At 72.9% G+C, this 21437-nt stretch carries 19 protein-coding genes and 1 pseudogene; 5 read left to right on the top strand and 15 right to left on the bottom strand.

The genetic code is table 11. The features are described 5' to 3' along the window. Positions 1 to 58: 58 nt before the first annotated feature. Entirely contained in the window at positions 59 to 1192 is a 1134-nt protein-coding gene (locus OOK31_RS28250) for a TDT family transporter (protein WP_267090190.1), read from the top strand. Here OOK31_RS28250 and OOK31_RS28245 read toward each other — a convergent pair. The 3 genes from OOK31_RS28245 to OOK31_RS28235 all read right to left on the bottom strand — a co-directional run bounded on the left by OOK31_RS28245 (position 1161) and on the right by OOK31_RS28235 (position 4743). Continuing rightward, on the bottom strand, positions 1161 to 1913 hold the full coding sequence (locus tag OOK31_RS28245; protein WP_267090189.1) for a helical backbone metal receptor: 753 nt from the start codon (positions 1911 to 1913) through the stop codon (positions 1161 to 1163). The genes OOK31_RS28250 and OOK31_RS28245 overlap by 32 nt on opposite strands. Positions 1914 to 1917: 4 nt before the next feature. Continuing rightward, positions 1918 to 2466 (bottom strand): helix-turn-helix domain-containing protein, encoded by a 549-nt coding sequence (locus OOK31_RS28240; RefSeq protein WP_267090448.1) that lies wholly within the window; start codon positions 2464 to 2466, stop codon positions 1918 to 1920. 264 nt (positions 2467 to 2730) lie between these two features. Then, positions 2731 to 4743: a peroxidase gene (locus OOK31_RS28235; RefSeq protein ID WP_267090188.1), complete on the bottom strand. Its 2013-nt coding sequence runs from the start codon at positions 4741 to 4743 to the stop codon at positions 2731 to 2733. 457 nt (positions 4744 to 5200) lie between these two features. Here OOK31_RS28235 and OOK31_RS28230 point away from each other — a divergent pair, with 457 nt between their 5' ends. The 4 genes from OOK31_RS28230 (at position 5201) to OOK31_RS28215 (ending at position 9849) form a co-directional block, all read left to right on the top strand. Further along, on the top strand, positions 5201 to 6106 hold the full coding sequence (locus tag OOK31_RS28230; protein WP_267090447.1) for a 5'-3' exonuclease: 906 nt from the start codon (positions 5201 to 5203) through the stop codon (positions 6104 to 6106). Between the two features lie 47 nt (positions 6107 to 6153). Next, positions 6154 to 6999 carry a siderophore-interacting protein gene (locus OOK31_RS28225; RefSeq protein WP_267090187.1) on the top strand — a complete coding sequence of 282 codons (846 nt, stop codon included), beginning with the start codon at positions 6154 to 6156 and terminating at the stop codon, positions 6997 to 6999. Between the two features lie 263 nt (positions 7000 to 7262). Next, positions 7263 to 8849: a serine hydrolase gene (locus OOK31_RS28220; protein ID WP_267090186.1), complete on the top strand. Its 1587-nt coding sequence runs from the start codon at positions 7263 to 7265 to the stop codon at positions 8847 to 8849. Positions 8850 to 8868: 19 nt separating this feature from the next. Further along, on the top strand, positions 8869 to 9849 hold the full coding sequence (locus OOK31_RS28215; RefSeq protein WP_267090185.1) for a pseudouridine synthase: 981 nt from the start codon (positions 8869 to 8871) through the stop codon (positions 9847 to 9849). 43 nt (positions 9850 to 9892) lie between these two features. On the opposite strand, the pseudogene OOK31_RS28210 reads toward OOK31_RS28215, so the two are convergent. The 12 genes and pseudogenes from OOK31_RS28210 to pafA all read right to left on the bottom strand — a co-directional run. Continuing rightward, positions 9893 to 10534 (bottom strand): annotated as a pseudogene (locus tag OOK31_RS28210) (helix-turn-helix domain-containing protein); the annotation flags it as partial. A gap of 90 nt (positions 10535 to 10624) precedes the next feature. After that, positions 10625 to 13477, bottom strand: coding sequence for an RNA helicase (locus OOK31_RS28205; RefSeq protein ID WP_267090184.1), 2853 nt, complete (start codon positions 13475 to 13477; stop codon positions 10625 to 10627). A gap of 58 nt (positions 13478 to 13535) precedes the next feature. Further along, positions 13536 to 14423, bottom strand: a complete 888-nt coding sequence (locus OOK31_RS28200) for a diacylglycerol kinase (protein WP_267090183.1) — start codon at positions 14421 to 14423, stop codon at positions 13536 to 13538. Between the two features lie 17 nt (positions 14424 to 14440). After that, positions 14441 to 15406, bottom strand: coding sequence for a twin-arginine translocase subunit TatC (tatC, locus tag OOK31_RS28195; RefSeq protein WP_267090182.1), 966 nt, complete (start codon positions 15404 to 15406; stop codon positions 14441 to 14443). A 55-nt stretch (positions 15407 to 15461) separates the two neighbouring features. Continuing rightward, positions 15462 to 15758, bottom strand: a complete 297-nt coding sequence (gene tatA / locus OOK31_RS28190; protein ID WP_267090181.1) for a Sec-independent protein translocase subunit TatA — start codon at positions 15756 to 15758, stop codon at positions 15462 to 15464. Between the two features lie 201 nt (positions 15759 to 15959). Next, a complete protein-coding gene (locus OOK31_RS28185; protein ID WP_267090180.1) occupies positions 15960 to 16160 on the bottom strand; it encodes a hypothetical protein in 201 nt (66 codons plus the stop codon). Positions 16161 to 16184: 24 nt separating this feature from the next. After that, positions 16185 to 16472, bottom strand: a complete 288-nt coding sequence (locus tag OOK31_RS28180; RefSeq protein ID WP_267090179.1) for a hypothetical protein — start codon at positions 16470 to 16472, stop codon at positions 16185 to 16187. 15 nt (positions 16473 to 16487) lie between these two features. Continuing rightward, positions 16488 to 17456 (bottom strand): YafY family protein, encoded by a 969-nt coding sequence (locus OOK31_RS28175; RefSeq protein WP_267090178.1) that lies wholly within the window; start codon positions 17454 to 17456, stop codon positions 16488 to 16490. A 43-nt stretch (positions 17457 to 17499) separates the two neighbouring features. Beyond that, the gene (locus OOK31_RS28170; protein ID WP_267090177.1) at positions 17500 to 18456 is read right to left on the bottom strand and encodes a YafY family protein; all 957 of its coding nucleotides are present in this window, start codon (positions 18454 to 18456) and stop codon (positions 17500 to 17502) included. A gap of 127 nt (positions 18457 to 18583) precedes the next feature. Continuing rightward, a complete protein-coding gene (locus tag OOK31_RS28165) occupies positions 18584 to 18976 on the bottom strand; it encodes an FKBP-type peptidyl-prolyl cis-trans isomerase (protein ID WP_267090176.1) in 393 nt (130 codons plus the stop codon). 28 nt (positions 18977 to 19004) lie between these two features. Further along, positions 19005 to 19952, bottom strand: coding sequence for an FKBP-type peptidyl-prolyl cis-trans isomerase (locus tag OOK31_RS28160; RefSeq protein WP_267090175.1), 948 nt, complete (start codon positions 19950 to 19952; stop codon positions 19005 to 19007). A gap of 121 nt (positions 19953 to 20073) precedes the next feature. Next, a complete protein-coding gene (gene pafA, locus OOK31_RS28155) occupies positions 20074 to 21435 on the bottom strand; it encodes a Pup--protein ligase (protein ID WP_267090174.1) in 1362 nt (453 codons plus the stop codon). Positions 21436 to 21437 lie beyond the last annotated feature (2 nt).

Here is a 21437-nt window from a genome sequence, read left to right as displayed (position 1 = left end):
TGGCCTCATAGAGGGGCGGCCTCTGCCGTACGTCCCGGCCCGGCGGGACGCTGGACCCATGGCCACCACCCTCGTGCGACCCCGCACCGACCCCACCCCCTCCGAGACCGCGCCCCGGACCCACAAGGCACCCGCGCTGCGCCACCTCGGCCCCAACTGGTACGCCTCCGTCATGGGCACGGCGATCATCGCCAACGCCGGCGCCACCCTCCCGTACCAGCTCCCCGGCCAGCGCGTGGCCTGCCAGATCGTCTGGGCGCTGTCCGCCGCGGCCCTCGCCGTACTGCTCACCGCCCGCGCCGGGCACTGGCTCCACCACCGCGACCAGGCCCGCGCCCATCTCCTCGACCCCGCCGTGGCCCCCTTCTACGGCTGCCTCGCGATGGCCCTGCTGGCCGTCGGCGGCGGCACCCTGATCGTCGGCAAGGACCTGATCGGGGAGCGGGCCGCGGTGGCCGCGGACACCGTGCTGTTCACCGCCGGCACCGCGATCGGGCTGCTCATGGCGGTGCTGGTGCCCTACCTGATGGTGGTCCGGCACAAGGTCGAGGCCTCGCAGGCCACCCCCGTGTGGCTGCTGCCCGTCGTCTCCCCCATGGTCTCCGCCGCCGTGGGCCCCCTGCTGATACCCCACCTGCCCGCCGGCCAGCCCCGCGAGGCCCTGCTGCTGGCCTGCTACGCCATGTTCGGCATCAGCCTGCTGGCGACGCTGCTGCTGCTCCCCCTGGTCTTCGGCCGGCTGATCGTCAGCGGCCCCCTGCCCCTGGCGCTGACCCCCGCCCTGTTCCTGGTCCTGGGCCCCCTGGGCCAGTCCACCACCGCCGTGAACCAGCTGGCGGACGTGGCACCCGGCGCCGTCGACGCCTCCTACGCCCACGCGTTCGGCGCGTTCGCGGTGGTCTACGGGGTGCCCGTGATGGGCTTCGCCCTGCTGTGGCTCGCCCTCGCGGCGGCCATGCTGGTGCGGGCCGCCCGGGCCGGCATGGGCTTCGCGATGACCTGGTGGGCCCTGACCTTCCCCGTCGGCACCTGCGTCACCGGCGCCGCCGGACTGGCCCGCCACACCGGGCTCGACGCCTTCGCCTGGCTGGCCGCAGCCCTCTTCGCCGCCCTGCTCACCGCCTGGCTGCTCGCCGCCGCGCACACCCTGCGCGGCCTGTTCACCGGCCGCCTGCTCGCCGCGCCCCGCTAGGGCCCAGCGGAGCCCGCAGCGCCGCCCCCAGCACCGCCGGGGCCTCGGCCAGCGAGGGTCCGTACCAGGTCAGGTGGCGCCCGCTCACCAGGGCGGCCGGGAGGGCCCCGAAGGCCTCCGGGCCGTCCTCGGCGGTGAAGCGGTACGGCTCGTCGGGGAGCACCACCAGGTCGCAGCCGCTCGCCGTCAGCTCGGCGAGCGGCACCCGCGGATACCGCTCGGCGTGCCCGGCGTAGGCGTTGCGCACCCCCAGCCGCGCCAGCAGGTCCCCGGCGAAGGTGTCGCGGCCCAGCACCATCCAGGGCCGCCGCCACACGGGGACGACGGCGGACAGGGAGCCGACGGGTTCCACCGCCGCCCAGGCGGCCTCGGCCCGGTCCAGCCACTCGGGCCGCGCCAGCCCCAGCGCCCCCACCAGCACCCGCTCCAGCTCGGTGAAGGCCTGCGGCAGGTCCCGGATCTCGGTGACCAGCACCTCCACCCCGGCCGCGCGCAGCGCCTCCAGGTCGGGGGCCCGGTTCTCCTCCTCGTTGGCGATCACCAGGTCCGGGCGCAGCCGCACGATCGCCGGTACGTCGGGGTTCTTGGTCCCCCCGATCCGCGCCGCCGCGGCCAGGCCGGCCGGGTGCGTGCACCAGTCGGTGACCCCGGCCAGCAGCGCGGGGCCGCCGGTCACCGCCACGGCCTCGGTCAGGGACGGGACGAGGGAGACGACGCGCACCGGTTCAGCGGCCCGGCGAGGGCGGCTCGGAGGTGGCGTGGATGTGGTCGCCGACGGCGACGACCAGGAGCTTGGTGTCCTCGCTGACGGCCCGCCAGCGGTGGCGGACCCCGCCGGAGAGGAACAGCGCGTCCCCGCTCTCCAGCCGGTAGGCCCGCCCCTCGGCCTCCACCTGGCAGGCGCCCGAGACCACGTACATCAGCTCGTCGTTGCGGTGCTGGTACTCGCGTCCGGCGTCCTGGTCCCCGGTGAACTCCAGCGCGTGCAGCTGGTGGTGTCCGCGGACGAGGGGACGTACGCCCTTGACCGGCGTGAGCCCGGAGTCGTCCCCGGCCCGTACGAGGTCCACCGTGCGCGCCGTGTCGGAGGCGGCCAGCAGGTCGACGGCCGTGGTCTCCAGCGCGTCCGCGACCCGTTCCAGGGAACGCATGCTGGGGCGGGCCCGCTCGTTCTCTATCTGGCTCAGGAAGGGGACGGACAGGCCGCTGCGCGCCGACACCGCGGCGAGGGTCAGGTGGAGCGCGCGGCGCCGTTTGCGCACGGCGACGCCCACCCGGAGCGGCTCCTTGGAGTCCTTCTCCTTGTCTGCGCCGCCGTCGATGCCGCCGTCGACGGCGTCGCCGCCGTGACCACCGGCCGCGCCGTCCTGCGAGAAGTCCGCGATGTCGCCGTGTTCCTTGTCGATCATGTCGGGGCTGCCCTCCCCTGTCCTCGTCGCACATCGGTGTGCTGTAAGCACCTTACGCAGCAACCGCCCCCGGATTCGCGCTCAAGGGCCCACCGGGCCCCGACCCGGTGGGTTCACGCAGCCGGCCCGTCACCCTCGGTGAGCCCGCACGGCGTCCAGGGGGCGCCAGATCTCCCGGTCCCCGTCGAGGATCACCACGTCCCCCTGCGGCCTGACCAGCAGCCGGGCGCCGCGGTGGCCCTCGGTGCCGCTGCTCCAGACCGTCCGCCCGGCCGCGTCGCGCACGGTGAGCTCGCCGTCACTGTCGAAACGGGCGTCGTGTCCGGTGCCGGCGGTGCCCGCGTTCCACAGCCGGGAGCCCTCGCGGTCGAGGATGACGAGGTCCCCGTCGGCGCCGAGGGTCAGGCGTACGGAGCCGGCGTCGAGGACGTCCCCCACGCGCAGCACCGTGGCCGGGTGGACCTCGACGGAGTCGTCGAGGTCGCCGTCGGCGAGGGCCCGCAGAGCGGGCAGCGAGGGGGTGAAGGCGTAGAGCGCGCCCTCGGTGCGGACGAACCGGCCGAAGCGCAGGGTGGTGGCCCGGCTGCCGCTGTCGGAGCGGTTCTCGAAGGTGACCGGGGAGTCGGGGCCGAGGACCGGGTCGGCGCCGACCCGGGGGTTGCGGCCGGCCGGGAAGTCGCCCTCGTTGATCCACCGCTTCGCGATGAACTCGAACTGCTCCACGAGGTCCGCCTGGTAGCCGATGAAGACCAGCCCGCGCGGGACGTCGGCGCCGCGCCCGGCGCCCGCCTGCGGGTCGTAGGCGGGACCGAACGGGATGCCCCGCCGGATGATCCGGTGCCCGTCCAGCGCGTCCGGGGCCAGCGGGGGCCGGCCCGGGGCGAGGTTCAGGCCGTCGCGCGGGTTGCCCTTGCGGATGTGCGCGAACAGCGGGGTGTTCCAGCCCTGCGGGTCGTCGGCGTAGGTCAGGGCGGCGTCGGGGTCCTGGCCCACCGGTCCGGGCCGCTCGGCGAGCGGGCAGCCCGCGACGGGGGTGCCGCCGGGCCAGCGGCCCACCAGCCGCGACGCCATCCAGGTGTCGGTGGCCCCGTCGGGCGCCGCCCCGCTCTTCTTCAGCTCGGCGAGCCGCAGCCGGACCTGCGCCCACCAGCCGGGCACGTCCTGCGCGAGGCGGCGTACGACCTGGAAGGAGCCCCCGGTGGCCCACGCCGGCAGCCCGGCGGGCCGGTGCCCGGCCTTCTCCTGCCCTACGAGGAACTCCCCGGCCGGGACCAGCCGCGTCCCGGGCTTCCCCTGGACGGTGGTACCGGTACCGGGGTCGGGCGCGTGGAAGCCGCGCACGCCGGGCTGGCTGATCCCGTCGGTGAACCCGAAGTGCTCGTGCCCGCGCAGCGCTCCGGCCAGGGTGGCGGCGTCCTGCCGGAAGACGACCACCCCGGTGGCGGCCGCCAGGGCCTTGCGGTGGCGGGTGACGGCCGCGGCGAGCTTGGCGGGGTCGTCCGCCGAGAGGCTGAGCACGACGTGCACGGTGCGTCCGGCCGGCTCGGCCTGCTCGGCGCCGAACAGCCAGGAGTCGGGGGCGCTGCTACCGGTGTCCCCGAGGGCCTCGGCGCGCTGCGCGGCGCCCTGCACGAAAGCCTCGGCGGTGCTGCCGGGCGGCACCGCCGGGAAGGGATCGCGTCCGGCGAGGAACCGCAGTCCGGGGTAGGTCAGGGACAGGCCGGTCCAGGTCGCCGACAGGGTGGCGGGGTCGGCGCCGCCCGCTTTGAGGCGGGCCGCGCTGAAGGCGGCGTTGAAGCGGGCCATCTCCTCGGTGGTGGACAGCTCCGGCAGCAGCTTCCCGAGCCAGCGGCGCGCCGCGGCCGGGTCGGAGAAGTGCAGGAGCAGCAGGCAGGCCTGGTCCTTGCGGGAGCCCGCCAGGATGTCGCCCTGGGTGCTGCGGTCGGTGCGCAGGGGCAGGTCGGGGCCGTCCGCGGCGGCCCGGACCGGGGCGGCGGCCGGGGCGGCGGCCGGGGCCACCGCGGCCGCGGCGGCGGCGTGCGGGCACATCGCCAGCGCGGCGGCGGTCCCGGCCCCGGCCTTCAGCACGGTCCGCCGGGCGGGGGCGGAAGCGGCGGGGGCGGACTGCTGGACGGCATCCATCGTGGGGGCTCCTGGGTGGGGGCGGGGCGGGAGGGCGGGAAGGGCGGTCGGCGGTGCCCGGGCCGGGCGCACGGACGACGGCCACCCGGGAACGGGCACCGGCACCGGCACGGACACCGAGGGCGATCGGCTCGTCACGGACACCGGCATCACGGCGGTCCGCCGGAGCCCGCCCCGACGACGGGTCGTCAGGCAGCCGTCGGCCGACCGCATATGAGCACGCCGCGGCGGACGGCGACGGGGGCGGCGGTGGCGGGCATCGGCGTCCGAGACTCCTCGCGTGGGGACCGGGCGGGCAGGACGTCCTGCCAGTGATCAACACCCTCCGGGAAGGACCGCGCGGGCGCGCGCCGGGCGAACTGTTGGAGTGACGGCTTCATCACCGCAGGTGACTCCGGGCGAGGGTCGGGCGCCCGACGGGTGCGGCATCATCGACTCCGTGACGACACGACGCCTGATGCTCCTGGACACCGCCTCCCTCTACTACCGCGCCTACTTCGGTGTGCCGGACTCCGTGAAGGCCCCCGACGGCACTCCGGTCAACGCCGTGCGCGGGCTGCTCGACTTCATCGGCCGGCTGGTGCAGGACCACCGCCCCGACGACCTGGTGGCCTGCATGGACGCGGACTGGCGGCCGCACTGGCGGGTGGAGCTCATCCCCTCCTACAAGGCGCACCGGGTCGCCGAGGAGGCGGAGTCCGGGCCCGACCTGGAGGAGACCCCCGACACCCTCGCCCCGCAGGTACCGGTCATCGAGGCCGCGCTGGACGCCTTCGGGATCGCCCGGGTGGGCGTCGCCGGGTACGAGGCGGACGACGTGATCGGCACGCTGACCACCCGCGCGAGCGGCCCGGTGGACATCGTCACGGGCGACCGGGACCTCTACCAGCTGGTGGACGACGCCAAGCGGCGCCGGGTCCTCTACCCCCTCAAGGGCGTCGGCAGCCTCCAGGTGACGGACGAGGCCTGGCTCCGCGAGAAGTACGGGGTCGACGGCCCCGGCTACGCGGACCTCGCGTTGCTGCGCGGCGACCCGAGCGACGGCCTGCCGGGCGTTCCCGGCATCGGCGAGAAGACCGCCGCCAAGCTCCTCGACGCCTACGGCACCCTGGCCGGGATCATCGCGGCGATCGACGACCCGAAGTCGAAGCTGACCCCCACCCAGCGCAAGAGGCTCGACGAGTCCCGTCCGTACCTCGCGGTGGCCCCCAAGGTCGTCCAGGTCGCCTCCGACGTCCCGCTCCCCGCCTTCGACCCCGCCCTCCCCCACACCCCGAAGCACCCCGAAACGGTCGACGCACTCGCCCATCGGTGGGGTCTGGGAGGAGCGATGTCACGCCTGAGCAGCGCGCTGCGCCCATGAGGTGCTAACTTAGGTAATCCTAAGCTTCGTAAGTTCAGGGAGACGCCGTGGCAGAAGGACGCGCCCGCACAGTCGGCACCGCTGTCGTCGTACGCACCGAGCGGCTGACGCCGCACATGGTCCGGATCGTGCTGGGCGGTGACGGGCTGGCCGACTTCGGCGCGGGCGTGTACACCGACCACTACGTGAAACTCCTGTTCGCGCCCGAGGGCGTGCGGTACGCGCATCCCTGGGACCTCGACGCCATCCGCGCCACCCACCGCCGCGAGGACTGGCCCCGCCAGCGCGCCTACACGGTCCGCGCCTGGGACCCGGCCCGCCGGGAGCTGACCCTGGACTTCGTCGTCCACGGCGACGAGGGCCTGGCCGGCCCCTGGGCGGCCCGGGTCCAGCCGGGCGAGCTCGTACGCTTCCTCGGCCCGGGCGGCTCCTACGCCCCCGCCCCGATGGCCGGCTGGCACCTCCTGGCGGGCGACGAGAGCGCCCTCCCGGCCATCGCCGCCGCGATGGAGCGGATGCCGGCGGGTGCGGACGTACGCGCCTTCATCGAGGTCGGCGGCCCGGCCGACGAGCAGCGGATCACCACTCCGGACGGCATCGCCCCGGTCTGGCTCCACCGCGGCCACCGCCCGGCGGGCGCGGCCCTGGTCGAAGCGGTCACCGGAATGATCTTCCCGTCCTCCGACGTCCACGCCTTCGTCCACGGCGAGGCGGGCTTCGTGAAGGAACTCCGCCGCCACCTCCGCCTGGACCGCGGCGTAGCCCGCGACCGCCTCTCCATCTCGGGCTACTGGCGCCAGGGCGAGACGGACGAGGGCTGGCGCGCGATCAAGCGCGACTGGAACGCCACGGTAGAAGCCGAACAAGAACTCCGCACCCCAGCCGCCGCCTGACCCCAGCCCCCTCCAGCCCCCTCCAGCCCCGCCGGCGTTTGAGGCGCGGGGTCCGGGGCGGAGCCCCGATCGTTCAGCCCCGCCGGCGTTTGAGGCGCGGGGTCTGGGGCGGAGCCCCAGGAAACGGAGAAAGGGCGGGGCGGGGACCAGCTCCGCGCAGCGGCACCCCCGCCCCCACCCACCCGCACCCGGCACGGGACCGGCACGGCCACGCCGCCCCCACCCACCGCGCGCCCCCGCACCCCCGGCGGGACAATGACCCCATGCGCAAGCTCCGCGCAGCGGGATGGGCCGGGGCCGCCGTCCTCCTCGCAACGGCAGGAGCCCCGGCGCCACCCCCGGCCGCCCCCACCTCCGCCGCCGGAACAGCGGCCCCCACCCCACCCCCCGCCCCGAAACCCCTCCTCACCGACGCCGCCGTCGAAAAGGCCCTGGCCCGCCTCGACGCCACCGTCGAGGACGCGATGCGCCGCACCGGCGTCCCCGGCGTCTCCGTGGCCGTCGTCCACAACGACAAGGTCGTCCACCTCAAGGGCTACGGCCTGCGCCGCGTCGGCGACCCCGCCACCGTCGGCCCCGACACCGTCTTCCAGCTGGCCTCCCTCTCGAAGCCGATCTCCTCCACGGTGGTCGCGGCCACCCTCACCTCCCCCGACGCCTGGGACAAGCCCCTCGCCGGCGGCCTGCCCGGCTTCGCCCTGAAGGACCCCTGGGTCACCTCGCACGTCTCCACCGCCGACTTGTTCTCGCACCGCAGCGGCCTCCCCGACCACGCCGGTGACCTCCTCGAGGACCTCGGCTACGAGCAGCCTTACATCTTCGACCACCTGCGCCTCGAACCCCTCACCCCGTTCCGCGCGAGCTACGCCTACACGAACTTCGGTTTCACCGCCGCCGCCGAGGCCGTCGCCCGCGCGCACGGCACGAGCTGGCAGAAGCTCAGCGCCGACGCCCTCTTCAAGCCCGCCGGGATGACGCACACCAGCACCGAGTTCTCCGCGTACGCGGGCGCCGCCGACCGCGCGTACGGCCACGTCAAGAACCCGGACGGCACCTGGAGCCCGCGCTTCGTCCGCGACGCCGACGCCCAGGCCCCGGCCGGCGGGGTCAGTTCCACCGCCCGCGACATGTCCCGCTGGCTGCGCCTGCAGCTCGCCGACGGCACCCTCGACGGGAAGCGGATCGTCCCCGCGGACACCCTCGACCGCACCCGCCTGCCCGAGATCGTCGCGCAGGCCCGGACCCCCTCCGGCACCCCGCAGTTCTACGGCCTCGGCTGGAACGTCTCCTACGACAGCGCCGGCCGGCTGCGGCTGAGCCATTCCGGTGCCTTCGACCTCGGCGCGAACACCAACGTCACGATGCTCCCCCTGGAGCGCCTCGGCATCGTCGTCCTGACGAACGCCGCCCCCGTGGGCGGTCTCCCCGACGCGGTGGCCCTGGACTTCTTCGACACCGCCGAGCACGGCGGCCCCACCACCGACTGGCTGGCCCTGATCTCCTCGGTCTACGCACGGATCGACGACGCGGACCGCTCCGCCACCGACTACGCGCACCCGCCCGCGGGCGCGAAGCCGGCCCGCGACGACAGCGCGTACACCGGCACCTACGAGAACCCGTACTACGGCCCGCTGACCGTCACCGCCGACCCGGGCGGCAAGGGCGGCCTGACCCTCTCCCTCGGCCCCAAGCCCCTGCGCTACCCGCTCACCCACTACGACGGCGACACCTTCAGCTTCGTCACCACCGGCGAGAACGCCGTCGGCCGCACCGGGGTGACGTTCTCCGACGGCACGGTCCGCGTCGAGTACCTGGACGAGACCCACCTGGGCACCTTCACCCAGAAGTAGCCGCCTACGCTGGTCCCCGATGAGCCGCAGATCCCACATCCCGCCCGCGCCCCTGCCCCAGCAGTCCGGTATCGACCCGGTCCGCATGCGCCTGCCCCCCGACCCGGAGGGCAGGTGGACGGTCCTCGGCGACTACCTGACCGAGCGCTACGCCGGCACGCGCGGCGCCGAGTCCATGGCCCGGCTGCTCGCGGCGGGCCGGGTGCTGGGCCCGGGCGGCCGGGTGCTGCGCCCGCAGGACCCGTACGAGCCGGGCGGCTGGCTGTGGTTCCACCGGGACATGCCGCCCGAGCCGCCGGTGCCCTTCCCGATCCCGGTCGTGCACCGCGACGAGCACCTCCTCGTGGTGGACAAGCCGCACTTCCTGGCGACGACCCCGCGCGGCAGCCACGTCACCCAGACCGCTCTGGCCCGGCTCCGCGAGGAGCTGGACCTGCCCGCGCTGAGCCCGGCGCACCGGCTGGACCGGATGACGGCCGGACTGGTGATGTTCAGCATCCGCCCCGAGGACCGCGGCGCCTACCAGCTGCTCTTCCAGGAGCGGAAGGTCCGCAAGCGGTACGAGGCCCTCGCCGTCCACGACCCGGCGGTGGACCTCCCGCGCCTGGTCCGCAGCAACATCGAGAAGGTGCGGGGGGTGATGGCGGTGATCGAGCACCCGGGGGCCGAACCCAACGCGGAGAGCCTGGTCGAGCTGATCGGGACCCGCGGCGCCCTGGGCCGCTACCGGCTGACCCCGCACACCGGCCGCACCCACCAGCTGCGGGTGCACATGAGCGGTCTGGGCCTGCCCATCCTCGGCGATCCGGTCTACCCGGTCGTGGCGGAGGCGGCCGACCCGGCGGACTACCGGCGTCCGCTCCAGCTCCTGGCCAGGTCGCTGGAGTTCACCGACCCGGTCACGGGCGTGGAGCACCGGCTGGAGTCGGGTCGCACCCTCCAGGCCTGGGACGACCGGGCGGGCTGGGAGGCCGGCCCGGCCCCACTGCCCGAGCGCTGACCCGGCCGCCGACCTGGCCGTCGGCCCGCTCGTCGGCCCGGTCGAGACCCGCGACGCGCAGGGCCGCGTCGGCGGCGGCCTCCGCGAAGGCGGCCACCGGGCGGCCCGGGTCGGAGCGGCGGACCAGCATGACGCCCTCGATCAGGCCGAAGACCAGGTCGTTGCGCAGGCTCAGTCCGGCCTTGTCCCCGGCCAGTTCGTCGCCGACGGCCGTGGCGCGCAGCAACGTCCGGTACGCCTCGCGCAGTTCGTCGCGCATCCGCCGGAACTGGCCCAGGCGCGCCCCCTGGAGCTCGGGCAGCAGGTACAGGGCGCCGAGGTGGTACGGCCCCCCGCACAGCAGCAGCACGTCCGAGCGGCACAGCTCCCACAGCCTGACGGCGGCGGGCCGGGCGGCGTCCGCCAGGAGTCTGCGGGACAGCGCCAGCGAGGGCGCGACCGTGGACTCCAGCAGTTCGGCGAGGAGTTCCTCCTTGCCCGCGAAGTAGTGGTACATCGTGGCCTGGCGCATCCCGGCCCGTTCGGCCACCGCTCGTGTGGTGGTGGCCGCGTACCCCTTCAGTGTGAACAGCTCGGCCGCCGCGCAGAGGAGTTCCTCGCGCGGCGGCCGGCCGCTCTCCGGTCGCAGTTGATCGGCGCGTGGCCGACCGACCCGTCTCGGTCCTTCGTCCGTTCCCCCACTCATACGCCGATCGTCGCACAGGACACGGCGAAAAGATCATGGCAAGAGATGAGATCCGGCCATCCAGGCTCTCGGAGGAAGCCCCAAAAGCGCCTAGCCGACCGAACTGTAGGCCACTACACCCCGAAGTAGGGCGTCGACGGCCTTGCGGGCATTTCGCGCCACCGTGCTTCCGCCCGCCGAGGACGGCGGAGCCGAGGAGGCGGGAGCCGCCGCCGCGATCTGCCCGAGGACGTCGATGACCTGCTTGCACCAGCGTACGAAGTCACCGGCCGGCATCTCCGCCTCGCGCAGCACCTCGTCGAGGCTCTTGTCCGAGGCCCACTGGTACGCCGCCCACGCGAAGCCGAGGTCCGGCTCGCGCTGGCCCACACCCTCCGCCTGGTTGATGCGGTGCTCCTCCTCCAGCGCGTCGAGCCGGCCCCAGATGCGGACCATCTCGCCGAGCGCGGCCTTCGCCGCACCGCCCGGCACCTTCGGCGCCACCGCGTCGTCGGACTGGCGCGCCTCGAAGACCAACGCCGAGACGCAGGCGGCCAGTTCGGCTGGACTCAGCCCTTCCCAGACGCCCTCGCGCAGGCACTCCGAGGCCAGCAGGTCCAGCTCTCCGTAGAGCCGGGCCAGGCGCCTGCCGTGCACGGTGACCTCGTTCTCGCGCAGGTAGTCCAGCTCGGTGAGAAGCGCGTGGATCCGGTCGAAGGTGCGGGCGATGGTGTTGGTGCGGCCCTCGATGCGCCGCTCCAGCTGCTGGGTGTCGCGCTTGAGCCGGTGGTAGCGCTCCGCCCAGCGGGCGTGGTCCTCGCGCTCGTCGCAGCCGTGGCACGGGTGCGCCCGCAGCGCGGTGCGCAGCCGGGCGATCTCCCGGTCGTCGGCGGCGGCGGCCCGGCCGGGCCGGTGCCGCTCGGGCGCGATGTGCCCGGCCTTGGCGCGCAGGGCCGTCGCCAGGTCCCTGCGGGACTGCGGGGAGCGGGCGTTGAAGGTCTTCGGGATCCGCATCCGGTCGATGGCCTCGACCGGGACCGGGAAGTCGATCGCGGCGAGCCGCTTGACCTGCCGCTCGGCGGTGAGCACCAGCGGGCGCGGGCCCTCGGTGTACTCGTGCCCGCGGTGGCCGTTGACCCGCCCGGCCGGCACGCCCGGGTCCAGGACCAGTGCGAGGCCGGCGAACTTGCCGGTCGGCACGTGGATGATGTCGCCCGGCTTGAGCCGCTCCAGCGAACCGGCGGCCTGGACCCGGCGCTGGGCGGCGCCCTGCTTGGCCAGGTCGGTCTCCCGGTCCTTGAGGTCGCGGCGCATCCGCGCGTACTCCTCGAAGTCGCCGAGGTGGCAGGTCATGCCCTCGCGGTAGCCGTCGAGGCCCTCCTCGTTGCGCTGCACCTGCTTGGAGATGCCGACGACCGAGCGGTCCGCCTGGAACTGCGCGAAGGAGGTCTCCAGGAGTTCCCGGGAGCGGTGCCGCCCGAACTGCTGGACCAGGTTGACGGCCATGTTGTAGGAGGGCTTGAAGCTGGAACGCAGCGGATACGTACGGGTACCCGCCAGCCCGGCGAGCTGCACCGGGTCCATGCCGCGCTGCCACAGCACCACCGCGTGGCCCTCGACGTCGATGCCGCGCCGCCCGGCCCGGCCGGTGAGCTGCGTGTACTCGCCGGGGGTGATGTCGGCGTGCTGCTCACCGTTCCACTTGACGAGCTTCTCCAGGATGACCGTGCGCGCGGGCATGTTGATGCCGAGCGCGAGGGTCTCGGTGGCGAAGACGGCCTTCACGAGGCCGCGGACGAACAGCTCCTCGACGACCTCCTTGAAGGTGGGCAGCATGCCCGCGTGGTGCGCGGCGACGCCGCGCTCCAGGGCTTCGAGCCACTCGTAGTAGCCGAGGACGTGCAGGTCCTCGGCCGGGATGGAGGCGGTCCGCTCCTCGACGATCTCGCGGACCTTGAGGCGCGCGACGTCGTCGTTGAGCCGCAGGCCCGCGTACAGGCACTGCTGGACGGCGCCCTCGCAGCCGGCCCGGCTGAAGATGAAGTTGATCGCGGGGAGCAGGTCGTCGTTGTCGAGGCGGGCGATGACCTCGGGGCGCGACGGCGTCCAGATCCGGCTGCGCGAGCGGCGTTCGCGCTCGCGGTCGGCCTCGCGGACCATCTTGCCGCGCCGCCGGTCCTTGGGGCTGTAGCTGCGGCTGTTCTCCTCGCGGGCCATGCGCAGCAGGTCGGGGTTGACCTCGCGGCGCGCGGAGCCGCGGCCTCCGTGGTCGGACTCCTCCTCGAAGAGGTCGTAGACCCGGCGGCCGGCCATGACGTGCTGCCACAGCGGTACGGGCCGCTCCTCGGAGACGATCACCTCGGTGTCGCCGCGGACGGTGTCGAGCCAGTCGCCGAACTCCTCGGCGTTGGAGACGGTCGCGGAGAGGGAGACCAGGGTCACGGACTCGGGGAGGTGGATGATCACCTCTTCCCAGACGGCGCCGCGGAAGCGGTCGGAGAGGTAGTGCACCTCGTCCATGACCACGTAGCCGAGGCCGGTCAGCGCCTGGGAGCCCGCGTACAGCATGTTGCGGAGCACCTCGGTGGTCATCACGACCACGGGGGCGTCGCCGTTGACGCTGTTGTCGCCGGTCAGCAGGCCCACCTTGTCGGCGCCGTAGCGCTTGACGAGGTCGGCGAACTTCTGGTTCGACAGGGCCTTGATGGGCGTGGTGTAGAAGCACTTGCGGCCCTGCTGGAGGGCGAGGTGCACGGCGAACTCGCCGACGATCGTCTTGCCCGAGCCGGTCGGGGCGGCGACCAGGACGCCCTTGCCGGCTTCCAGTGCCTTGCAGGCCTCGACCTGGTACGGGTCCAGGTCGAATTCGTACATCTCGCGGAAGGGGGCCAGGGCGGAGGCCTCTTCGGCGGCGCGGATCCGGGCAGCGGCGTACCGCTCGGCGGGTGAGAGTTCTTCGGTCATCTTGCTGTCGAGCCTACCCGCCGCCTCCGACAACAGTCTCGGCCATTAAAACGATCGGCTAAACGATGAGCCGCAGGGCGCCGCCGACGCACTCGGCGGTCACCGGGAGGGCTCCGAGCGGCTCCCCGTCGGCGTAGGCGGTCAGGCCCGGGGCCTCCAGGGTGACCTTCGCGGCCCGGTGGACGGTGACCTTGGGGTGGCCGAGGTGGGTGCCCTTGTAGACCTGCGGGAACACCTTCAGCAGGGTGGCGCGTCCGCAGTCGCCGACCACGGTGACGTCGAAGAGCCCGTCGTCGGGCTCGGCGTCCGCGCAGATGCGCATCCCGCCGCCGTACGAGGTCCCGTTGCCGACGGCCACCAGCGTGGCCTCGGTCTCGATGACCGGGCCGTCGTCCAGGGTGATGCGGTACGGGACGGGCCGGAAGGAGGCCAGCTCCGCCAGGATGGCCAGGTCGTACTTGAAGCGGCCCAGCGGCAGCCGCATGCGGTTGCCGCGGTCGTTGACCCGCGAGTCGAAGCCGGAGCACAGCACGGTCCCGTACCAGGTGCCCGCCGCCCGGCCGAGGTCGATCTCGCGGATCCGGCCCTCCTTGAGGGCCTCGGCCGCCAGCCGTCCCGCCCGCGCGGGATCCCGTACGGGCAGTCCCAGCGCCCGCGCGAAGTCGTTGCCGGTGCCCACCGCGACCACTGCGAGCGGCACCAGTGTCCCGGCGAGCGCCTGGAGCGCGAGGGAGACCACCCCGTCCCCGCCGACGGCGATCACCGCGCCGGTGCCCTCGCGGACGGCGGCGCGCAGCCGGGCCAGCTCGTCGGCGGCGTCGGTGCCGACGACGGTCCGTACGGAGAAACCGGCCGCCCTCAGCGCGGAAGCGGCCGGCTGCGCGGCGTGCGCGCCCCGGCCGCGTCCGGCGGTGGGATTGACGAGGAGGGTGATCTCAGCACTCACCCACCGGAAGGTACATGTCAGGTGGCGTCGTCGTAACCGTTGATCTGGCGGCGTCCGCCGTCGGCCTGCTCGGGCAGCGAGGAGGCGGAGGGAGCGGATCCGGCCGTGCCGACGGGTGCCGGGGTCAGGTCCAGTTCCGAGGCCTCGTCGTCGTCGAGCGCGGCGTCGGGGTCGTTGCGCTTGCGGCGCCGGTCGTTGAGGAGGCAGATCCCGAGGGCCAGGAAGTACAGGGCCACGATCGGGGCGGCCAGCGTCAGCATGGTGAGCGGGTCACCGGTGGGCGTCGCGAACGCGGAGAAGAGGGTGATGCCGAGGACCATGGCGCGCCACCAGCTGCCGAGGCGCTTGGCGGTGAGGACGCCGGTGAGGTTCAGCAGCACCAGCATCAGCGGCAGCTCGAAGGCGAGGCCGAAGACCACGACCATGCGCGTGACCAGGTCGAGGTAGTCGTCGACCGGGAGCAGGTTCTTGACGTGGTCGGGGGTGAAGCCGAGGAGGATCTCCGCGGTCTGCGGAAGGATCTTGTACGCGAGGACGGCGCCGGCGACGAAGAGGGGCGCGCCGACGGCGACGAAGCTCAGCGCGTACTTCTTCTCGTTGCGGTGCAGGCCGGGGGCGGCGAACGCCCACAGCTGGTAGAGCCAGACCGGGGCGGACAGCACGATGCCCGCGGACAGGCCGACCTTGAGCGCGATGGAGAAGGGCGCGGTCAGACCACTGGTGGTCATCTCGGCGCAGGGCGCGCCGTTGCGCTGGTGCGTCGCCCCGTTGGTGCACCCGACGGAGGAGAGCATCGGCTCCAGCAGGAAGTCGATGATCGGCCGGAAGAAATAGGCCGCGACGGCCGTGATCACGGCGATCGCCAGAACCGACTTCAGCAGGCGGTTCCGTAGCTCACGCAGGTGCTCGACCAGCGGCATGCGCCCTTCGGCGTCCTTCGCCTGCTGGTCTTTCTTCCCCTGCTTGCGGGCAGACTTGAGCAACCCACGTCCCTTGTCTCGTTGCAGTGACCGGCGTGACGGGTACGACCGCCGGCTGTCAGCCCTGGGTGGTGCGGTTGGGCTCGGCGACCGGGCGGGCGCTGGTCACGTCACCGGGCGCGGCCTGGATGGTGCGCGGGGCGACGGGCTGCTGCGGGGCCTGGTCGGCGGCCGGGGCGGCGGTGGCGGCGTCCTCGCCCTCACCGTCCTTCTTCATCGCCTTGGCCTCGCTCTTGAGGATGCGGGCCGACTTGCCCAGGGAGCGGGCCATCTCGGGAAGCTTCTTGGCACCGAACAGCAGCACGATGACAGCGATGATCAGAAGGATCTCAAGGGGCTTCAGATTGCCGATCATGTAAGTCTTCCTTCTCACCGAAGCGGCTGGTTGTCGTGACCTGGCGATTCCGGACGAAGATCCGGTACCGCCCTGTCATGGATCGTAACCCCCGAGGGTTAACGTCCGGCAATCCCCCGGGGACCGCGCGATTGCGCACGGCTACGACGGTACGGGTCCGCGCGGCCACTTTCCATGGACGGGCGATGACAGGCCTATATCCTACGGCCGCGCCGCCCGCCCGGACCGGGCGAGATCGGCCGCCGCCCGCTCCAGGTCCCCCGAGGCGTCGGTGATCCGGCGGCTGGCCCGCTCCACCTGGCGGGAGAGCCGGCGCACCTCCAGGAAGACCCGGACGGCCAGCACGGCGAGGACGGCGACCCCGAGGAAGCCCAGGGCAATTGCGAGCATCGGCCACAGCATGGGAGGAGCCTAACCGGCCCCGCCTCACAGACTGCGCAGGGTGCTCACTCCTCCGCCGGTCAGCAGCTCCACAATCCGCTCACCAGCGGGTTTACGGACGGCGGCCGCGCACTCGGGGCAGGTGAAGGAGTAGAAGGTGCTCCGCCTGCTGCCGCCGATCACCAGCCGCAGGGCCTCCGCCGCGAGCTCGAAACGGGCCCGGCAGTCGGGACAGGCGGCCTTGAAGGTGACCGGCCCGCCCGAACCGCCGCCCAGGGCCGCGTCCGGCCGGCCGGTGACCCGCCCCGGCAGGGCCCCAGATGATGGCGACATCGCTCCCCGCTCTCCCTAGACCTGTTCCCCGTACCCCGCGAGTGCCTCTTGAGCCGCCTTCCGCGCGCTCTCCGCCAGCTCCGGCGGGGACACGATCCGCCCCTCCCGGCCCAGGCGCAGCGCCAGTCGGCGCAGGGAGGCCGGGTCCGGGCTGCGCAGCGTGATGCGCAGCCCGCCGCCCGCCAGCTCCTCTGCGCTGTCGTGCGGGTAGTACTCGGCGACCCAGCGCCCGCCGGGGCCGACCTCCACCACGACCTCCGGGTCCTCGGCGGCCGGCTGGACCAGCCCCACCGACAGGTCCCGGGGCTCGATCGCGGGCGGCTCGGCCCGCTCGTCGAGGAGCCGGATCTCGGCGACCCGGTCGAGGCGGAAGGTGCGCCGGGCCTCGGAGAGGTGGCACCAGCCCTCCATGTAGGTGTGCCCGACCGCGAAGAGCCGGATCGGGTCGACGGTGCGCTCGGTCAGCTCGTCGCGCGCGGGCGAGTAGTAGCGCAGCCACAGCCGGCGGCGCTCGGCGATGGCCCGGTCGACGTCCGCGAAGACCCCGCCCTCCGACTCGAAGGTCACCGACAGCCGGGAGCTGGCCCCGGCTGCCTCGCCGGCGGCGGCCTCCAGCTTGGCGGTGGCCCGCAGCAGCGCGTCCCGGTCGCCCTCGCGCAGACCGGGCAGCGTGGCCACGGCGCGGGCGGCGACCAGCAGCGCGGTGGCCTCGTCGGCGGCCAGGCGCAGCGGTTCGGCGGTGGACTCCCCCGAGGCGTCGGGGTTGCGCCACCAGATGCGCTCCCCGTCGGTGTCGATGTCGAGCAGGTCCCCGCCGCGGAAGCTGGTCCCGCACATGGGCAGCACGTCGAGGTCCGAGATCAGTTCGTCCTCGGTGATCCCGAAGGCCCGGGCCACGTCGGCGACGTGCGCCCCGGGGCGCTCGCGCAGGTAGGTCACCAGGGACAGCATGCGGCGGGTCTGGTCGATGGCGTTGGCGGCCATGCTGGTACGTCTCCCCCTCAGGGCGTTGCTGTTGATGTTCGGGTCAGCCCTGGGCGACGGCGCGCAGCCGGTCCACCACGTCGGCCCGCAGGTCGGCCGGCTCCACCACCACGACGTCCGGGCCGAACTCCACGAGCCAGGCGTCCAGTCCGTGCCCGTACGGGACCTCCAGCTCGTCCCAGCCGTCGGCGCCCTCGCGCACGGCGGTCGCCTTGGCCCGCAGCGGGTACCCGGCCCCGGCGCGCAGCCGGATCAGCGCGGAGCGCTGCGCGCCCTCCCCGGCCCAGGCCGCCACGGTCTCCCGTACGGTCACCACGTCCGGGACCTCGGCGGTGTACTTCCCGGCCCGGGAGCGGACCTTGCCGGTGATCCGGGAGAGCCGGAACACCCGCTCCGCCGCGCGGTCGCGGTCGTAGCCGGCCAGGTACCAGTGGCCGCGCCAGCACTCCAGCGCCCACGGCTCGACCTGACGGGTCTCGGGCCGGGCCGCGTTGGACCGCCGGTAGTCGAAGACCACCGGCCTACGGTCCCGGCAGGCCAGCATCAGCGGCTCGAAGGCCGCCTCGTGGACGGGGATGCGCGGCTCGATGGCGCTGTGCTGGCCCTCGTACGGGTCCCCCGCCTCGGGCATGCCGGCGGCCCGCAGCTTCTGCAGGGCCCCGCTGGCCGCGCCCGCGAGGCGGGCCTGCTGCCAGACCTTGGCCGCCAGCCCCAGGGCGGCGGCCTCCTCGGCGTCGAGGGAGACGGGCGGCAGCCGGTTGCTGTCCCGGCGGGCCAGGTAGCCCGTCTCGCCCTCCAGGTTCTCCACGGTCTCGATCACCAGACCGAGCTCGCGCAGATCGTCCTTGTCCCGCTCGAACATCCGGTTGAAGGACTCGTCGTTGCCGGCTTCCAGGTAGGCCTCGATGGAACCGCGCAGCTCGCGCTTGCTGAGGGGACGACGGGTCCCCAGCAGACACAGCGCCAGATTCATCAGCCGCTCGGCCTTGGCAATCGCCATGGACGCCGTTCCCCCGCCTTCTCGACACACACACTCGTGACCGTTGACCGTACCGCCCCGGCGGGCCCGGACAAAAGCGAGGGCCCCTGCCTCACGGCAGGGGCCCTCGGCTCACAGCGGCCTGGTATCAGGCGCCCATCAGGTCGCAGACGAAGATCAGCGTCTCGCCCGGGGCGATCGCGTCGCCCGCGCCACGGTCGCCGTAGGCGAGGTGGGCGGGGATCGTCAGCTTGCGGCGGCCGCCGACCTTCATGCCCGCGATGCCCAGGTCCCAGCCGGCGATGACGCGGCCCGCGCCCAGCGGGAACTGCAGCGCGGAGCCGCGGTTCCAGGAGGCGTCGAACTCCTCACCGGTGGAGAAGGCCACGCCCACGTAGTGGACGGAGACCATGGCACCGGCCTTGGCCTCGGCGCCGTCGCCCTCCCAGATGTCCTCGATGACCAGGTCGGTCGGGACCGGACCCTCGGGGAAGTCGATCTCGGGCTTTACGAGCTTGTCGCTCACGGAACTGCTCCTCATACGTACGAACCGGTCAACCGGAACAGTCTTACATCACCGTGAGGATGTCGAGGCTGAAGACCAGCGTCGACTTGGCCGGGATGCTGCCCTGCTCCTTGTCACCGAAGGCCTGGTCCGGCGGGATGACCAGCAGGATCCGGCTGCCGGCCTTCTTGCCCAGCATGCCTTCCTTCAGCCCCTTGACCGACAGCTCGGCCATCGGCCAGGTCACCGTCTGGTCGGTGGCGTACGTGCTCTCGAACGACTTGTCGTCCTTCCACGTCTTGCCGTTGAACTTGACGACGACGTTGTCGGTGTCCTTGACGACCGGCCCGTCACCCTCGATCACGTAGTTCGAGACCAGCTTGCCGGGCTCGGCGGTGTCCTTCGGGACGGCCACGGAGACTTCCTTGCCGTCCGTGTTCGTACCGATCTTCGGCAGGGCCTTGTCCTCCTGCGGGACTTCCTTGCCCTTGGCGGAGACCGGGATGCTGGCACCCTTGACGATGTCGACCACGAAGACCAGCGTCGCGTTCGGCTTGATCTTGTCCCCGGAACCCTGAGCCCCGTAACCGAGCTCCGGCGGGATCACCAGCTCGACGCGGCTGCCGACCTTCTGGCCCTCCAGGCCCTGGTCCCAGCCCTTGATGACGGCGCCGGCGCCGATGTTCACGTCGAAGGTCTTGCCCTTGCCGAAGCTGGCATCGAAGGGCTCCTTGCCGTCCCACACCTGGCCGGAGTAGTTGACCTGGGCGACGTCGCCCTTCTTCAGCACCGGGCCGCTGCCCTCGCTGATGACCTCCACCTTCAGTTCCTTGGGCGGCGCGCCCTTCCCCTGCGAAAGGGTGGGCGTCTCCCCGAACTTGGCGCCCTTCGTGATCGCGGGCACCCCGTTCTTCATCTGGGCGGAGTCGGTGTCGGAGCCGCTGTCGTCGCCGCACGCCGCCGTGGACAGCAGCAGGAGCGGGACGACAATCAGGCCGGCAAGTCGGCGCACGTGTTCCTCAGATCTCAGACGGCACAACGGTCGCCCGCCACTCTAAGGCGTGACCGGGGCCCCGTACGAGATGCGTACGAGGCCCCGGCCAAGATCCGTGAAATGTCACACTTCGCTGCCGCTACATCCCCGCGATCAGCTTCTCCACCCGGTCGTCCACCGACCGGAACGGGTCCTTGCACAGCACCGTCCGCTGCGCCTGGTCGTTCAGCTTCAGGTGCACCCAGTCGACGGTGAAGTCCCGCCGCTGCTCCTGCGCCCGCCGGATGAAGTCCCCGCGCAGCCGGGCCCGCGTCGTCTGCGGGGGCACCGACTTGCCCTCGAAGATCTTCAGGTCGTTGCAGATCCGCGCCGCCTGCCCCTTGCGCTCCAGCAGGTAGTACAGCCCCCGACGACGGTGGATGTCGTGGTACGCGAGGTCTATCTGCGCGACCCGCGGATTCGACATGGTCATGTTGTGCTTGGCCCGGTACCGCTCGATCAGCTGGTACTTCATGACCCAGTCGATCTCCGTACCGATCCGGTCCAGGTCCTCCGCCTCGATCGCCTCGAGGGTCCGGCCCCACAGCTCCAGCACCTGCTCGACGACCCCCGTACGGATCCCCCGCCGCTCGGCGAAGTCCAGGGCCTTCTCGTAGTACTCCCGCTGGATCTCCAGCGCCGAGGCCTCCCGGCCACTGGCGAGGCGCACCTTGCGCTGCCCCGTGATGTCGTGACTGACCTCCCGGATCGCCCGGATCGGGTTCTCCAGCGTCAGGTCCCGCATCACCGTGCCCGCCTCGATCATGCGCAGCACCAGATCGGTGGCACCGACCTTCAGCAGCATCGTCGTCTCGGACATGTTCGAGTCCCCGACGATCACGTGCAGCCGCCGGTAGCGCTCGGCATCCGCGTGCGGCTCGTCCCGGGTGTTGATGATCGGCCGGGAACGGGTGGTGGCGGAACTGACACCCTCCCAGATGTGCTCGGCCCGCTGGCTGACGCAGTACACCGCGCCCCGGGGGGTCTGCAGCACCTTGCCCGCACCGCAGATCAGCTGCCGCGTGACGAGGAAGGGAATGAGGATGTCCGCCAGCCGCGAGAATTCTCCGTGCCGCGCCACCAGGTAGTTCTCGTGGCAGCCGTACGAATTGCCCGCCGAGTCGGTGTTGTTCTTGAAGAGGTAGACGTCGCCCGCGATTCCCTCCTCGTGCAGGCGGCGTTCGGCGTCGACGAGAAGGCCTTCGAGAATGCGCTCGCCGGCCTTGTCGTGGGTGACCAGCTCGATCAGGTTGTCGCATTCGGGAGTTGCATATTCCGGATGCGATCCCACGTCGAGGTACAGGCGGGCGCCGTTCCGCAGGAAGACATTGCTGCTGCGGCCCCATGACACAACACGGCGGAAGAGGTAGCGCGCCACTTCGTCAGGAGACAGTCGGCGCTGTCCCCTGAACGTGCACGTGACGCCGTACTCGTTCTCCAGCCCGAAAATGCGGCGGTCCATGA

It is taken from the genome of Streptomyces sp. NBC_00249 (genome assembly GCF_026342355.1).
In the GTDB taxonomy this organism is placed as follows: Bacteria; Actinomycetota; Actinomycetes; order Streptomycetales; family Streptomycetaceae; genus Streptomyces.
This window is presented reverse-complemented; position numbering and strand designations above follow the sequence as displayed.

Bases quoted from the DNA above. Each gene is read 5' to 3' on its own strand.
- OOK31_RS28165 (WP_267090176.1), bottom strand. From the start codon at position 18,976: ATGAGGAGCAGTTCCGTGAGCGACAAGCTCGTAAAGCCCGAGATCGAC.
- OOK31_RS28180 (WP_267090179.1), bottom strand. From the start codon at position 16,472: ATGTCGCCATCATCTGGGGCCCTGCCGGGGCGGGTCACCGGCCGGCCG.
- OOK31_RS28205 (WP_267090184.1), bottom strand. From the start codon at position 13,477: ATGACCGAAGAACTCTCACCCGCCGAGCGGTACGCCGCTGCCCGGATC.
- OOK31_RS28175 (WP_267090178.1), bottom strand. From the start codon at position 17,456: ATGGCCGCCAACGCCATCGACCAGACCCGCCGCATGCTGTCCCTGGTG.
- OOK31_RS28250 (WP_267090190.1), top strand. From the start codon at position 59: ATGGCCACCACCCTCGTGCGACCCCGCACCGACCCCACCCCCTCCGAG.
- pafA (WP_267090174.1), bottom strand. From the start codon at position 21,435: ATGGACCGCCGCATTTTCGGGCTGGAGAACGAGTACGGCGTCACGTGC.
- OOK31_RS28230 (WP_267090447.1), top strand. From the start codon at position 5,201: ATGCTCCTGGACACCGCCTCCCTCTACTACCGCGCCTACTTCGGTGTG.
- OOK31_RS28215 (WP_267090185.1), top strand. From the start codon at position 8,869: ATGAGCCGCAGATCCCACATCCCGCCCGCGCCCCTGCCCCAGCAGTCC.
- tatA (WP_267090181.1), bottom strand. From the start codon at position 15,758: ATGATCGGCAATCTGAAGCCCCTTGAGATCCTTCTGATCATCGCTGTC.
- OOK31_RS28235 (WP_267090188.1), bottom strand. From the start codon at position 4,743: ATGGATGCCGTCCAGCAGTCCGCCCCCGCCGCTTCCGCCCCCGCCCGG.
- OOK31_RS28170 (WP_267090177.1), bottom strand. From the start codon at position 18,456: ATGGCGATTGCCAAGGCCGAGCGGCTGATGAATCTGGCGCTGTGTCTG.
- OOK31_RS28185 (WP_267090180.1), bottom strand. From the start codon at position 16,160: ATGCTGTGGCCGATGCTCGCAATTGCCCTGGGCTTCCTCGGGGTCGCC.
- OOK31_RS28220 (WP_267090186.1), top strand. From the start codon at position 7,263: ATGCGCAAGCTCCGCGCAGCGGGATGGGCCGGGGCCGCCGTCCTCCTC.